This is a genomic window from Pseudomonas kribbensis (assembly GCF_003352185.1).
GTDB lineage: Bacteria > Pseudomonadota > Gammaproteobacteria > Pseudomonadales > Pseudomonadaceae > Aquipseudomonas > Aquipseudomonas kribbensis.
On sequence record NZ_CP029608.1, the window covers coordinates 987,965 to 1,003,323 of the forward strand.

At 59.9% G+C, this 15,359-nt stretch carries 11 protein-coding genes; 2 read left to right on the plus strand and 9 right to left on the minus strand.

Annotated elements, in window-relative coordinates; translation table 11 throughout:
• Window positions 1-139: 139 nt before the first annotated feature.
• Both DLD99_RS04435 and DLD99_RS04440 read left to right on the plus strand, forming a co-directional pair.
• The gene (locus tag DLD99_RS04435) at window positions 140-1,375 is read left to right on the plus strand and encodes an MFS transporter (protein WP_114881402.1); all 1,236 of its coding nucleotides are present in this window, start codon (window positions 140-142) and stop codon (window positions 1,373-1,375) included.
• A gap of 156 nt (window positions 1,376-1,531) precedes the next feature.
• Window positions 1,532-1,789: a hypothetical protein gene (locus tag DLD99_RS04440; protein ID WP_114881403.1), complete on the plus strand. Its 258-nt coding sequence runs from the start codon at window positions 1,532-1,534 to the stop codon at window positions 1,787-1,789.
• A 105-nt stretch (window positions 1,790-1,894) separates the two neighbouring features.
• Here DLD99_RS04440 and DLD99_RS04445 read toward each other — a convergent pair whose 3' ends face one another.
• From DLD99_RS04445 to DLD99_RS04485, 9 genes are all read right to left on the minus strand, one after another.
• Complete coding sequence (locus tag DLD99_RS04445; RefSeq protein WP_114881404.1) at window positions 1,895-2,875, minus strand: peptide ABC transporter ATP-binding protein; 981 nt, start codon at window positions 2,873-2,875, stop codon at window positions 1,895-1,897.
• Window positions 2,875-3,843: an ABC transporter ATP-binding protein gene (locus DLD99_RS04450; RefSeq protein ID WP_085711820.1), complete on the minus strand. Its 969-nt coding sequence runs from the start codon at window positions 3,841-3,843 to the stop codon at window positions 2,875-2,877. Before DLD99_RS04450 ends, DLD99_RS04445 begins: the two co-directional genes overlap by 1 nt.
• A gap of 10 nt (window positions 3,844-3,853) precedes the next feature.
• Entirely contained in the window at window positions 3,854-4,780 is a 927-nt protein-coding gene (locus tag DLD99_RS04455) for an ABC transporter permease subunit (RefSeq protein WP_114881405.1), read from the minus strand.
• A gap of 11 nt (window positions 4,781-4,791) precedes the next feature.
• Complete coding sequence (locus tag DLD99_RS04460) at window positions 4,792-5,802, minus strand: ABC transporter permease subunit (RefSeq protein WP_096818896.1); 1,011 nt, start codon at window positions 5,800-5,802, stop codon at window positions 4,792-4,794.
• 73 nt (window positions 5,803-5,875) lie between these two features.
• Entirely contained in the window at window positions 5,876-7,471 is a 1,596-nt protein-coding gene (locus tag DLD99_RS04465) for an ABC transporter substrate-binding protein (protein ID WP_114881406.1), read from the minus strand.
• Between the two features lie 78 nt (window positions 7,472-7,549).
• Complete coding sequence (locus DLD99_RS04470) at window positions 7,550-8,962, minus strand: OprD family porin (protein ID WP_085711816.1); 1,413 nt, start codon at window positions 8,960-8,962, stop codon at window positions 7,550-7,552.
• A 178-nt stretch (window positions 8,963-9,140) separates the two neighbouring features.
• Window positions 9,141-10,739, minus strand: a complete 1,599-nt coding sequence (locus DLD99_RS04475; protein ID WP_114881407.1) for an ABC transporter substrate-binding protein — start codon at window positions 10,737-10,739, stop codon at window positions 9,141-9,143.
• A gap of 295 nt (window positions 10,740-11,034) precedes the next feature.
• Window positions 11,035-12,657: an ABC transporter substrate-binding protein gene (locus DLD99_RS04480; protein WP_085711814.1), complete on the minus strand. Its 1,623-nt coding sequence runs from the start codon at window positions 12,655-12,657 to the stop codon at window positions 11,035-11,037.
• A gap of 260 nt (window positions 12,658-12,917) precedes the next feature.
• Window positions 12,918-14,519 (minus strand): ABC transporter substrate-binding protein, encoded by a 1,602-nt coding sequence (locus DLD99_RS04485; RefSeq protein ID WP_114881408.1) that lies wholly within the window; start codon window positions 14,517-14,519, stop codon window positions 12,918-12,920.
• Window positions 14,520-15,359: the final 840 nt, after the last annotated feature.

The window sequence follows — 15,359 nt, forward strand, 5'->3', positions numbered from 1 at the left end:
TGACTGCCGTTGTAGGTTCTTTCCCGAACGCTTGTGGTTTGTGTCTGCTTTTACCGCAGCGGCGTTTTTGGCCGCGACAATCCGGGCGACGAGGTCTAGTGTTCAAGGCCCAAAGCGAGCTTTCTGAAGGATCAACGGAATGACCGGTCGGCTCATTCACTTGCTGCGATTCGATGGTTACTTCTCCACGATGGCCTGGGTACTCGCGGCGCTGTTGTTCATCAATCGCCTGAGCAGCATGGTCAAGCTGTTCATGGCGTTGTATCTGCGTCAGGAGCTGGGCTTCGCCATCGAGACCGTTGGCTGGCTGTTGGCGGCGTACGGCGGCGGACTGTTGATCGGTTCGATGCTGGGCGGCTTGCTCAGCGACCATATCCGCACCGCCCGACTGACGGCGACGCTGTTCTTCGTTTCGGCATGGGTGCTGCTCGGGCTTGGGCTGGTGACGCAGATGTGGTTGCTGGCCGGGTTGCTGCTGCTCAGCGGCACGATCGACGGCGCGATCCGTACGCTGCATCAACGCCTGATCATGGAATATTGCGAGGTTGCGCAGCGCCCGCGCGCGCAGGCCTTGAGCCGTATTGCGCGAAATCTCGGGATGGCCGCCGCCGGTATCGCGGGCGGTGTTCTGGCGCAGACGGATTTTCGCTGGGTGTTCTTCATCAGCGCGGCGCTGACGCTGGTGGCGTTGCTCTGGTTTGTCCGCACGACCTGGCGGCGAACCGTGCTGATCCCGGAAGAAACGCCTGAGGCTAAGACCGGCTCCGGCCTGCCATACCGCGACAAACCCTTTCTCTGGCTGCTGGCAGCGACCGTCCTGCTCGGCATGGCGTTCGACACCGTTTACAGCACCCTCGGCAACTATCTGCGCGACTACTATCGCTTGAGTACCGAGGCCATCGGCTGGCAGTTCGCAATCAACGCGGTCCTTGTCGTGGCGTTGCAGATTCCAATCTCGCATTGGGGCGAACGCTGGGGCTCGCGGCGGCCCTTGATCGCCGGTTGTGTGCTGCTGGCGCTCGGGCTTGGCATGCTGCCACTGGGTTCCGGGCTGTTTTATGCCTGCCTGTCGACGGTGGTCTGGACGCTGGGGGAGGCGCTGTTCATGCCGCCGCTGAATGTGCTGGTCATGCAGCATGCGCAACGCGGCAAAAGCGGCCAGTACTTCGGTCTGTTCTTCATGGCCTGGAGCGCAAGTGCATTGCTCTCGCCGGTGCTCAGCGGACAGCTTTACGGGCAGTTCGGTGGTCACAGCGTCTGGGTAGCCAGTGCGGTGCTGGCTGTGATGTCGGTTCCGCTGGTTTGTCTGGCGACCCGCCTGCGCGTCTCGACCAGCCAGCCCGTGCAAACCCGCAAGGCCACCTCGCTTAGCTGATCCGGTTATGGGGGTTATTCGAAAGCGGTCTGTCCAGCCATGGCATTTCCGGGCATTGGTTAGCGTCCTATCTGGTGAACCCGGCTGATCGGAACTAGATTTTATTCAGCGCCGGACCGGCACTCTGGCTTCAACCACGAAAGGATGGAAACGCTTATGAGCATTTTTCAACGCATAGTGTTGTTGCTTAAGGTTTTGGTGATGCTGACGCTTGGCACCACGGCGGCGTGGGCGAGCAACGCGGCGCCTGCGCAGGGTTTCAATGCGGCCCAGGGGCACGCGGGTGTGATCATGCTCGCCAAGTCCGAATCCGAACCCGGTGATCAGGATCAGGGTGGCAGCAAGGACGATGACGACTCGACCACCGACGAGCCGGACACCGATGATCCGGACGATGGCGACAGCCAGACATAGATCGCAGACAAAAGAAAACCTCTTCTTCCCCGACTGATGCGCAATCGAGAAAGAAGAGGTTTGGTCAACGCTTTAACGACCCGCCCCGGCAACAGGGCGGGTTTTTTATGCCGCGCCGTCGAGGAACTGTTCGGCGTAGTGGCACGCTACCTGACGCGTGTCGAGCTGGCGCAGGGCCGGCTCTTCCGCGCTGCAACGTTCGGTCGCGTACGGGCAGCGCTTGTGGAACGCGCAGCCCGGTGGCGGGTTCAGCGGGTTGGGCAGCTCGCCGACGATCTTGATCTTCGGCTTGTCCGGATCCGGGTGGATGGTCGGAGTCGCCGACAGCAGCGCCTGGGTGTACGGGTGCAGAGGACGGGCATAGATGTCGTGCTTCGGACCGATTTCCACCGGACGCCCGAGGTACATCACCATCACGTCATCGGCCACGTGCTGCACCACCGCCAGGTTGTGCGAGATGAACACGTAACCGGTGTTGAACTCCTGCTGCATGTCCATGAACAGGTTCAGCACCTGCGCCTGGATCGACACGTCCAGCGCCGAAGTCGGTTCGTCCGCCACCAGCACTTTCGGTTGCAGCATCATGGCGCGGGCCAACGCAATACGCTGACGCTGACCGCCGGAGAACATGTGCGGATAACGCTGGTAGTGCTCGGGACGCAAGCCGACCTGCTTCATCATCGCCTGGACTCGTTCGCGACGTTCGGCGGCCGACAGGTTGGTGTTGATCAGCAGCGGCTCGGCCAGTTGATCACCGATCTTCTGCCGAGGGTTCAACGACGCGTACGGGCTCTGGAACACCATCTGCACGTCTTTGCGCAGTTGCTTGCGCTGGGCCTTGTCGGCGCCGGCCACTTCTTGCCCGGCGATTTTCAGGGAACCGGACGAAGGCTCCTCGATCAGGGTCAAGGCACGGGCGAGGGTGGATTTGCCGCAGCCCGATTCGCCCACGACGGCGAGGGTCTTGCCGGCTTCCAGCTCGAACGACACACCGTTGAGGGCGCGTACGGTCGCATGGCCCTTGAACAGGCCACGGGAGACTTCGTAGTGACGGGTCAGGTCGCGGGCGGTAAGTACGACGGCCATTACGCCACCTCCTGGTTCAACGGGTAGAAGCAGCGGGCGAGGCTGTGGCTTTTCGGATCAAGGGTCGGACGCTGCGCGCGGCAGCTGTCCTGCACATACGGGCAGCGCGGCGACAGCAGGCAGCCTTGTGGACGGTCGTAACGGCCCGGAACAATGCCCGGCAGGGTCGCCAGACGCTCGGCGCCCTGGCTGTGTTCCGGAATCGCCTTGAGCAGCGCTTCGCTGTAGGGGTGGGCCGGGATGTCGAACAGTTGCGGCACCTGACCGACTTCCACGGCCTGGCCGGCGTACATTACACAGACGCGCTGGGCGGTTTCGGCCACCACGGCGAGGTCGTGGGTGATCAGCACCAGGCCCATGTTCTGCTCTTTCTGCAACGCCAGCAGCAGGTCCATGATCTGCGCCTGGATCGTTACGTCGAGTGCCGTGGTCGGCTCGTCCGCGATCAGCAGTTTCGGCTCGCCAGCAATCGCCATGGCAATCGCCACACGCTGACTCATGCCGCCGGACAGTTGGTGCGGATAGGCGTCCATGCGGCTCGAAGCGCCGGGGATTTCAACCTTTTCCAGCAGTTCGATGGCGCGTTTGCGGGCGGCCTTGCCGGACATTTTCAGGTGCAGGCGCAGCACTTCCTCGATCTGGAAACCGACGGTGTAGCTCGGGTTTAGCGCGGTCATCGGGTCCTGGAACACCATGGACAGGTCTTTACCGACGATCTGCCGACGCTGGCGATTGCTCAGTTTGAGCATGTCCTTGCCGTCGAAGCTCAGAGAGTCGGCAGTGACGATCCCCGGGTGCTCGATCAGGCCCATCAGCGCCATCATGGTCACGGACTTGCCGGAACCCGATTCGCCGACGATGGCCAGGACTTCGCCCTTGTCGACCTTGAGATCGAGGCCGTCGACCACCGGTGTGGCGTTCTTGTCGCCGAAGCGAACGTTGAGATTCTTGATTTCTAGCAGTGACATGGGAATCTCCTCAGGCGGCGTTCTTGAGTTTCGGGTCCAGCGCATCGCGCAGGCCGTCGCCCATCAAGTTGATTGCCAGCACGCTGAGCAAAATGGTCAGACCAGGGAGGCTCACGACCCACCAGGCGCGTTCGATGTAGTCGCGGGCCGAAGCCAGCATCGTGCCCCACTCAGGGGTTGGCGGCTGGACGCCGAGGCCGAGGAAGCCCAGGGCGGCGGCGTCGAGGATTGCCGAAGAGAAGCTCAGGGTGGCCTGGACGATCAGCGGTGCCATGCAGTTCGGCAGCACGGTGATGAACATCAGGCGTGGCAGGCTGGCACCGGCCAGGCGTGCGGCGGTCACGTAGTCGCGGTTCAGCTCGCCCATGACGGCAGCACGGGTCAGGCGCACGTAGGACGGCAGCGAAACCACGGCGATGGCGATTACGGTGTTGATCAGGCCTGGGCCGAGGATGGCGACGATCGCCACGGCCAGCAGCAGCGACGGCAGGGCCAGCATGATGTCCATCAGACGCATGATGGTCGGGCCGAGGATCTTCGGGAAGAAACCGGCCAGCAGGCCCATGAAGATACCCGGGATCAGCGACATCACCACCGAGGACAGACCGATCAGCAGCGACAGGCGCGAACCCTGGATCAGGCGGGACAGCAAGTCGCGACCCAGCTCGTCGGTGCCGAGGAAGAACTGCCATTGCCCGCCTTCCAGCCACACCGGAGGGGTGAGCAGGAAGTCACGGTATTGCTCGCTCGGGTTGTGCGGCGCGACCCAGGGGGCAAAGATCGCGCAGAACACGATCAGGGTGAAGAACGCCAGACCGGCAACGGCGCCCTTGTTCTTGGCGAATGCTTGCCAGAATTCCTTGTACGGCGACGGATACAGCAGGCTTTGATCCACGTTCGAGGTGGCGGTGGCTACTGAGGATGTTGGAGTGCTCATGGGTATTGACCTCAGCGCTGGTGACGAATGCGTGGGTTGGCAAAGCCGTAGAGGATGTCCACCACGAAGTTGACCAGAATCACAATGCAGGCAATCAGCAAGATGCCGTTTTGCACGACCGGATAGTCTCGGGCGCCAATGGCTTCGATCAGCCATTTGCCGATGCCGGGCCAGGAGAAGATGGTTTCGGTCAGGACGGCGCCGGCCAGCAGGGTGCCGACTTGCAGGCCGACCACGGTCAGCACCGGGATCAGCGCGTTGCGCAGGCCATGGACGAACACCACGCGTGCTGGCGACAGGCCTTTGGCACGGGCGGTACGAATGTAGTCTTCGCGTAGCACTTCGAGCATGGAGGAACGGGTCATCCGGGCGATCACCGCCAGCGGAATGGTGCCCAGCACAATGGCGGGCAGGATCAGGTGATGCAGGTAGTCGAGCAGGGCACCCGGTTCATCGCTGAGCCAGGTATCGATCAGCATGAAGTGGGTTTTGCGTTCAACGTCGATCAACAGGTCGTTCTGCCCGGAAACCGGCGTCCAGCCCAGGCTGACCGAGAAAAACATGATGAGAATCAGGCCCCACCAGAAGATGGGCATCGAGTATCCCGTGAGGGATATGCCCATTACCCCATGATCGAACAGGGACCCTCGCTTGAGGGCGGCAATGACGCCGGCCAGCAGCCCGAAGACGCCGGCGAACAGCAGGGCAGCCATCGACAATTCAAAGGTGGCCGGGAACAGTTGCGTGAACTCGGTCCAGACGCTTTCACGGGTACGCAGGGATTCGCCGAGGTCGCCGTGGGCCAGCTTGCCGATGTAATCCAGGTATTGGGCATACAGCGGTTTGTTCAGACCGAGGCGTTCCATTGCCTGAGCGTGCATTTCGGGATCGACCCGACGTTCGCCCATCATCACTTCCACGGGATCGCCGGGGATCATGCGAATCAACGCGAAAGTCAGCAAGGTGATGCCGAAAAACGTGGGGATCAACAACCCCAGTCGGCGGGCAATAAAACTTAACATCTTGTGTGGTACCTCATCGGCCGGTTAGGCGTGCCCGGCGACCCTGGGGTCAGGGAGGCCGGGAGTTTCTTATCTACTTCACCTGGGTGGTGGCGAAGTTATTGGTTGTCAGAGGGCTGATGTGATAACCCTCAACGTTGTTGCGCATTGCAGTGAACATCCGGGTGTGGGCCATGCTGATCCATGGTTGATCCTGATTGAAGATCGCCTGGGCCTCTTCATACAGTTTCGCGCGTTCGGCCGGATCTACTTTAGCCCGTGCTTCGTCGAGCAGGGTCTGGAATTTCTCGTTGCACCAGCGAGCGTAGTTTTCGCCGTTCTTGGCGGCCTCGCAACTGAGCATAGGCGTCAGGAAGTTATCCGGGTCGCCGTTGTCGCCCGCCCATCCGGCCGACACCATATCGTGTTCGCCGGCCTTGGCGCGCTTGAGCATTTCGCCCCATTCCATCACGCGGATGTCGATCTTGATCCCGACTTTCGCCAGGTCAGCCTGCATCATTTGCGCGCCGAGCATCGGGTTGGGGTTGGTCGGGCCGCCGCCGTTGCGGGTAAACAGGGTAAACACGGTGCCTTCCGGCACACCGGCTTCCTTGAGCAGTTTGCGCGCTGCGTCGAGGTCACGTGGCGGGTTTTTCAGCTCGTGGTTGTAGCCCAGCAGGGTCGGCGGGTACGGGTTGACTGCGACGGTCGCGTTACCCTTGCCGAACAGCGCGTTGACATAGGCCTCCTTGTCGAAGGCGATGTCGATCGCTTTGCGCACCCGCACGTCGCTGATGTATTTGTGCTGGGTGTTCATGGCGATGTAGGAAACGGTCATCGCGTCCATTTCATCGACTTTCAGCTTGTCGTCTTTCTTGATGCTCGGGATGTCATCCGGCTTCGGATACAGCGCGACCTGGCACTCGTTGGCCTTGAGTTTCTGCAGGCGCACGTTGTTGTCGGTGGCGATGGCCAGGACCAGAGCGTCGGCTGGCGGCTTGCCACGGAAGTAGTCCGGGTTGGCCTTGAAGCGAACCTGGGCGTCCTTGTTGTAGCGCTGGAAGACGAACGGGCCAGTGCCGACCGGCTTGTTGTTCAGGTCGCCGGTCTTGCCGGACTTGAGCAACTGGTCGGCGTATTCGGCCGGGTAGATCGAAGAGAACGCCATGGCGATGTCGGCCAGGAACGGCGCTTCGCGGCGGGTCAGGGTGAACTTGACGGTGTTGTCGTCGACTTTCTCGACGCTCTTGAGCAGTTCCTTGAAGCCCATGCTTTCAAAGTACGGGAAGCCCACGCTCGACAGCTTGTGCCACGGGTGATTCGGGTCCAGCTGACGCTGGAAGCTCCAGACCACGTCGTCGGCGTTCAGGTCGCGGGTCGGCTTGAAATATTCGGTGGTGTGAAACTTGACGCCTTTGCGCAGGTGGAACGTGTAGGTCAGGCCGTCGTCGCTGATGTCCCAGGACTCGGCGAGCGCCGGGATCACTTCAGTGGTGCCGGGCTTGAAGTCGGCCAGGCGGTTGAAAATGGTTTCGGCCACCGCGTCGGCAGTGACTGCAGTCGTGTACTGGACCATATCGAAGCCTTCCGGACTGGCTTCGGTGCAGACCACCAAGGGTTTGGCCGAGACGCCGATGGCGGCGCTCAACAGGGCGGCAGCGACGGCCGCACGTAGGGGAAGCATTTTCATCGATAACCCTCTGCAATCGGTTGAAGACAAAAAGCCGAACGGCCGACTCGTCACTGAGTCAGCCGTCGGCACGCGTTTTTACAGAATGTTGAACGGTACGGTGGTCACGAGACGGAACTCGTTGATGCTGCCGTCAGCCTGGTTTTCGCTGGCGCGGTGAGCAGTGTAGGTGGCACGCACGGTGGTCGCCTTGAGCGGGCCGCTCTGTACCGCGTAAGTGGCACCGATGCCGTATTCGTAGTGGTGCTCGCCGTCCATGCTGCGTACGTCATACGCAGTGCCGGTGTAGTGAGTACCGTCGATGCCCCAGCCGCGGGCCTGGTAGATGTTGAACTTCAGGCCTGGCACGCCGTATTCGGCCATGTTCAGACCGTAGGCGACCTGGAAGGATTTCTCGTTCGGGCCGTTGAAGTCGGACAGCAGGGAGTTGGCCAGGTAGATGCCGTTGGTTTCGTGCAGGTAGTCGAAGTATTCGTCACCGTTGATCGCCTGGTACGAGAAGGTCAGGCTGTGAGCCTGGTGAGTCAGGCCGAACGACAGCGAGTAGGTGTCGTTGTCGATGTTGCCCATCTCTTTCTTGCCGGTATCGACGGTCTTGTAGTAGTTCAGGCCGGTGGTCAGGCTCACGACGTTGCTGTCACCCAGTTCGTGGGTGGCGCCGAAGTAGTACTGGTTCCAGAAGTCTTCAGCCTTGGAGGCGTACAGGCTGGTCTTCAGGCTCTGCAGCGGCTGGTAGTTCAGGCCGACGATGCTCACGCGATCGGTTTCGGCGCCGTTGGCGCTGTACTCGGTGCGGAATTTCGACAGGCTCTCTTCGGTACGCGGCGATACGCGGTCGAAGCTGCCGGCGTCGAACGACAGGTTGTTCAGCTCTTCGCTGTGCAGGCTCACACCTTCAAAGCTCGAAGGCAGCGCACGGTTGCCGATGGTGTCGACGATTGGCGTGCTGAAGTTCTGGCGACCGGCGGTCAGGGTGGTGTTGGAAACACGGAACTTGACGTTGGCCAGGCCCAGTTTGCTCCACTGGCCTTCAGCGTCACCGCCTTCCTTGGTCAGGGTACGGTTGTTGCCCGCGCCTGGACGCGAACCCGGTGCACCACCGTTGTTGGAGGCCAGGGCCTTGCGGTCACGCTCCAGGGCCACGGCGTTGTAGGCGGCTACTTCAGTGCTGACACCCACGGTGCCCTGAGTGAAGCCGGAGGTGAAGTTGACGATGGTGCCCTGTACCCAGTTGATACGACGATCGGTCGGGGTGGCAACGCCGTCTTTGCGGTAAGTGAACTTGCCGCCGCGCTTCAGTTGTTCGTTGGCGTACCAGTTACGGGTCGTGCCGCTGACTTTGGAGCCTTCGAGGAAGCCGGTGGCGTCAGCCTGGGCGCTTTTCTCGTTGACGGTCACCGGGGTGAACGCCTGGCTCTGCTCCTCGGCAAACGCCGTGGCGGTGATGCTGCTGATGGCCAAGGCCAGTATCGCGGTGCTGCTCAGTTTCATGGGTGAAGCTCCTTTACTTTCTTTTTATGCCGGCTTTTTTTGTTGGGCCGGTTTTTGGTTTTAGAACTCATTCACACATCGCAAACGTTTGCAAAAGGCCTGATCGGCAAATTTCGGCAAAGCGCTTGCGTGAGGAGGTAGACGGCCTCCTCAGCATTGCGGCTAATCGGTTATGGGTTTAATCGATGCTGACACCCGAAAACACGTTGCGGCCGAAAGGACTGACCTTGAATCCTTCAACCCTGGCGCTCAGCGGCTGGTTGACCGTCGAGTGGGCGACAGGCGTGATCGGCACTTGCTGCTTGAGCAACTGCTGGGCCTGTTTATAGAGCACGGTGCGCTGGTCGCGGTCGGTGACGACCTTGGCCTCCTTGATCAGCTTGTCGTAAGCCGGGTCGCACCACATGGAATAGTTGTTGCCGCCAATGGCGTCGCAGCTGTACAGCGTGCCGAGCCAGTTGTCCGGGTCTCCGTTGTCACCGGTCCAGCCGATCAGGCTGACGTCGTGTTCGCCATTCTTGGTGCGCTTGATGTACTCGCCCCATTCGTAGCTGACGATCTTCACTTTCAGACCGATCTTCGCCCAGTCAGCCTGGAGCATTTCGGCCATCAGTTTGGCGTTCGGGTTGTACGGGCGCTGCACCGGCATGGCCCACAGTGTGATCTCGGTGCCTTCCTTGACGCCGGCAGCCTTGAGCAGTGCCTTGGCTTTTTCCGGGTTGTAGGCGGCGTCCTTGATCGTGGTGTCGTAGGACCATTGGGTCGGCGGCATGGCGTTGACCGCCAGTTGACCGGCACCCTGGTAAACAGCGTTGAGAATCCCCTGTTTATTCACCGCCATGTCCAGCGCCTGACGCACTTCGAGCTGGTCGAACGGTTTGTGGCGCACGTTGTAGGCAATGTAGCCAAGGTTGAAGCCCGGCTTTTCGATCAGTTGCAGTTTCGGGTCGTTCTTCAGTGCCGGCACATCCGCCGGGCGTGGATGCAGAGTGACCTGGCATTCGCCGGCCTTGAGCTTCTGCACGCGAACCGAGGCGTCGGTATTGATCGCGAAAATCAGGTTCTTCAGCTTCACCCGGCTCTGATCCCAGTAATGCGGGTTGCCGGTGTAGCGGATGTTCGAGTCTTTCTGATAGCTCTTGAACACGAACGGACCAGTGCCGATCGGCTTCTGGTTGATGTCGCTCGGTTTGCCTTCGGCCAGCAGCTTGTCGGCGTATTCGGCGGACAGAATGGCGGCGAAGCTCATGGCGATGTTCTGGATGAACGCGGCGTCGACGCTGTTGAGCGTGAACTCCACGGTCAGCGGCCCGGTCTTCTCGACCTTGGCGATGTTCTTGTTGAGGCTCATCCCGTTGAAATACGGGAACTCGGTCGGATAAGCCTTACGGAAAGGCTGCTGCGGATCGAGCATGCGGTTAAACGTGAACAACACGTCGTCGGCGTTGAAATCGCGGGTAGGTTTGAAGTACGCCGTTGTATGAAATTTCACCCCTTCACGCAGGTGAAAGGTGTACTTGAGGCCATCCTCGGAAATATCCCAGCTCGTTGCCAGGCCCGGTACGACATTGGTCGCGCCTTTTTCGAACTCGGCCAGACGGTTGTACAGCGGTTCGGCGGCGTCGTTATCGGTCGCGGTCGTGTACTGCGCGGTATCGAAACCGGCCGGGCTGCCTTCGGAGCAGAACACCAGACTGTCGCTGGCGGCAAAACTCGCGGACGTGACGGCCAACAGGCCGGCGCCCAGCAATGCGGAAAAAACCAAGGTGTGGCGCATGACGCTCCCTCTTGTCTCAGTGTTTTTCAATGCGCCGCGATCCCTTCCAGGGAAGTTGTGGCTGCATTGAGCTCAATCCAACAGCAAACCGATAGCCCACGCAGTCACTGGTCAGAACCCGACGGTAGAAGCCGCAGGTCTGGCAGTAAATGCGCTGAGTCCTAAAGACTCGTAGGAAAAGGCGACACGTCCTGAGCCAACTTGGTCAGACCAAGTGGAAATGGATGTAGGCAAATTCCTGACTATTCGGCAGAAAAAAGCAGCGGCGACGCTGAAAACGTCGCCGCTGCGTTTTTTACTTGATGCTGACGCCGTAGAAGGAGTTCAAGCCGAATGGGCTGATCTTGAAGTCCTGCACGTTGGCGCGCATGGGTTGATACACCGTCGAGTGAGCGATAGGTGTCATAGGGACTGCGTCTTTGAGGACGTGTTGCGCCTCTTTGTAGAGTTCGGTGCGCTTGGCCTGGTCAGTGGTGCGCTTGGCTTCTTTCACGAGGCCGTCGAATTTCTTGTCGCACCATTTGGAGAAGTTGTTGCCGCTCAGCGAGTCGCAACCAAACAACACGTTGAGCCAGTTGTCCGGGTCACCATTGTCACCGCTCCAGCCAATGATCATGGCCTGGTTCTCGCCACCTTTGGAGCGCTTGATGTACTCGCCCCACTCGTAGCTGGTGATCTTCACGTTCAGACCGATCTTCTTCCAGTCGGACTGGAGCATTTCGGCCATCAGTTTGGCGTTCGGGTTGTACGGACGCTGAACCGGCATCGCCCACAGGACGATCTCGGTACCTTCCTTGACGCCGGCTTCCTTGAGCAGCTGCTTGGCTTTCTCAGGATCGTATTTGGCGTCCTTGATGGTGGTGTCGTAGGACCACTGGGTCGGCGGCATGGCGTTGACGGCCAGCTGGCCTGCACCCTGGTAAACCGAGTCGATGATCTGTGGCTTGTTCACAGCCATGTCCAGCGCCTGGCGAACGCGCAGGTCGGCCAGCGGGTTGGCTTCGTTGCTGCCCTTGACCTTGTCCATCACGTTGTAGGCGATGTAGCCCAGGTTGAAACCGGCCTGGTCAGGCATCTTCAATGCTGGATCGGCTTTCAGTGCGGCGAGGTCCGCCGGACGCGGGAACAGGGTGACCTGGCACTCGTTCTTCTTCAGCTTCTGGATACGCACCGACGGGTCGGTGGTGATGGCGAAGATCAGGTTGTCAATCTTCACGTCTTCGGGCTTCCAGTAATCCTTGTTGCCGGTGTAACGGATGTTGGAGTCTTTCTGGTAGCTCTTGAACACGAACGGACCAGTGCCGATCGGCTTCTGGTTGATGTCGGCCGCCTTGCCTTCCTTCAGCAGCTGCGCTGCGTACTCGGCGGACTGAACCGACGCGAAGCTCATGGCCATGTTCTGGATGAACGCGGCGTCGACTTCTTTCAGAGTGAACTTGACGGTGTGGTCGTCGACTTTATCGATCTTGGTGATGTTGGTATCCATCCCCATGTCGGTGAAGTACGGGAATTCGGTCGGGTACGCCTTACGGAACGGGTCATCCTTGTTAATCATGCGATTGAAGGTGAACAGCACGTCGTCGGCGTTGAACTCACGAGTCGGCTTGAAATACGGGGTGGTGTGGAACTTCACGCCTTCACGCAGGTGGAAGGTGTAGGTCAGGCCGTCCGGGGAAATGTCCCAGCTGGTCGCCAGCCCAGGAACAACGGCGGTGCCGCCACGCTCGAACTGGGTCAGACGGTTGAACATGGTTTCGGCTGAGGCGTCGAAGTCGGTTCCGGTGGTGTATTGGCCTGGGTCGAAACCGGCCGGGCTGCCTTCGGAGCAGAACACCAGGTTAGTCGCAGCGGAAGCGAAAGGTGCGGAGGCTAACAAGCCTGCGCCGACTAAAAACGGAATGACCGCGTGTTTAAGCATGTTGGCCTCATGATTTGTTGTCATTTTTTAATAGTGAGGTACGACCTCGTGAGTCGTGCCTGCGGATACTTATGCAGGGCCCATACCCAATGCAAGATCCAGAGCGCCCGGCGGCATCAAACGGTGGCACGAACGTACCTTAATGTCGCATCTGTATAACTTCTGACGCATTTGACCGTTTGCGGTCGGTTTTTACGGTGCAAATGAAGCCCCAAAACGGTGCATTGGTCACGATTTGCGCGCCGCCTTGGGGCCGGGTGTTACTTATTTATACCCACGCCATAGAAGGGGGTTAGACCGAACGGACTGATCTTGAAGTCGGTGACTTCCTTGCGCAGTGGCTGGAACACCGTGGAGTTGGCGATCGGCGTGATCGGCACCTGCTGTTTAAGGATCAGTTGCGCCTGTTGATACAGTTTTACCCGTTGCGATTTATCCGTGGACACCTTGGCCTGTTGCACCAGCTTGTCGTAGGCCGGATCGCACCACTTGGCGTAGTTGCTGCCTTTCACCGCCGCGCAGCTGTACAGCACGCCCAGCCAGTTGTCCGGGTCGCCGTTGTCACCGGTCCAGCCATAGATCATCGCGTCGTGTTCGCCATTCTTGGCGCGCTTGATGTACTCGCCCCATTCATAGCTGACGATGTTGGCCTTGATGCCGATCTTCTCCCAATCCTGCTGGATCATCTGCGCCGACATTCGCGCATTCGGGTTCGAGGCGCGCTGCACGGTCATGGCCCAGAGATTAATGGTTGTACCCGGTGCAACCCCGGCTTCCTTGAGTAGCGCCCTGGCTTTTGCGGGGTCGTACGGGGCGTCCTTGATGTTCGGGTCATAGGACCATTGCGCGGGTGGCAGGGCGTTCTGCGCCAGCTGCCCGGCACTCTGGTAAACCGCCTTGATGATCGCCGGTTTGTCGATGGCCATGTCCAGGGCCTGACGCACCTTTAATTGGTCCAGCGGCGGATGGGTGGTGTTGTAGGCGAGGAATCCGAGGTTGAAACCGGCCTGCTTCAAGACGCGCAGGTTCGGGTCTTTTTCCATCACGTCGATGTCGGCCGGGCGCGGGTAGCCGCTGACCTGGCATTCGCCGGTCTTGAGCTTCTGCAGGCGGACGGCGGCGTCCGGGGTGATCGAGAACACCAGGTTGTCGATTTTCACATCTTCGGGTTTCCAGTACTCCTTGTTCGCCGCGTAGCGGATCTGCGAATCCTTCTGGTAACGCTTGAACACGAACGGGCCGGTGCCGACCGGTTTCTGGTTGATGTCTGCTGCCTTGCCTTCCTTCAGCAACTGCGCGGCGTATTCGGCCGATTGCACCGAGGCGAAGCTCATGGCGAGGTTCTGCACGAAGGCGGCGTCGACGTTGTTCAGATTGAAACGCACGGTGTTTTCGTCGAGTTTCTCCACGGATTTGATCGTGGTGTTCAGATCCATGTCGGTGAAGTAGGGGGACTCGGCGGGATAGGCCTTGCGAAAGGCGTTGTCCGGGTCGAGCAGGCGCTGGAAGGTGAACAGCACGTCATCGGCGTTGAAGGTACGGGTCGGGGTGAAGTAATCCGTGGTGTGGAATTTTACGTTCTGGCGCAGGTGGAAGGTGTACTGGAGGCCGTCCGGGGTTACGTCCCAGCTTGTGGCCAGACCGGGTTCGACTTCGGTGCCGCCGCGTTTGAATTGGGTGAGGCGGTTGAAGACGGTTTCGGCGGAGGCGTCGAAGTCGGTGCCGCTGGTGTATTGGCTGGGGTCGAAGCCTGCGGGGCTGGCTTCGGAGCAGTAGACCAGGGTTGTTGCTGCGTTGGCGATTGGGGTGATGGTTGTCAGGGCCAGGGTTATCAGTAGTGGTTTCAGGGTGAATCTTTGCATGTCTGCCCCGTGGGTTTGGAGGTGGTTGTGGCGGGGGAGGGTAGCTGGGGTTTTGGTGGGCGCGGAAATATCGTTTTTCTAGGTTAGGTGTCTGTCTCGGTATATCTGGGGGATTGGGTACATATCCGTTGCTGCGGTAACGGCCTCTTAGGGTTCCGCCCTTACGGCGGGTCACTTTTTACAAACGCCTAAAAAGTAACCAAAAACGCTTGCTCCTACGTTCGGCCCGCTCGCTAAGGCTCGGGGTTCCTTCGCTCCGGGATTCATCCGGGGGGCATCGCCTACGGTTTGCTTCGCTGCACCTCCTCTCGATGTGTTTGGCTTCGCCAAACGGTCGCTGCGCTCCCACCCCCGGACAAATCCCTCCACTCAGCCTTCCGACGTCGCCCGTGGATCAAGATCAAAAGCTGCAGCCGAGCTAACGCTCATCCTGTTGAGTGGTGAGAAGCGGATGCGGGCTGCTTTCGCTTTCTGTGGGAGCCAGCCTGCTGGCGATGGCGGCCTGATAGCCGATCCGATCTTGTGGGGATTGATTGTTCCCACGCTCCGCGTTTCATTTTCGGATGTTTAAACATGTGTGGGATTCGCCGACCCTTCCCACAAGGTTTTCAGGTTGTCCGTCGGAAGCACGCTCTCTAGTCTTTGTTTGTCGCAGAAGATTCTGCGATCGGGAGGTGAGATTCCCGGTTACTGAATTTGGAAACCAGCGCAAGCCGCCCCATAATCGCCGCCAGTTCATGCTGTCGGCAGTTCTTTATGGCGGCTATGTACGGGCGGACTTCGGTCCGGCCGGGTTGGTTTCCTTACCGGTAATCTCACTCCGTACATAGTTGCCACCTC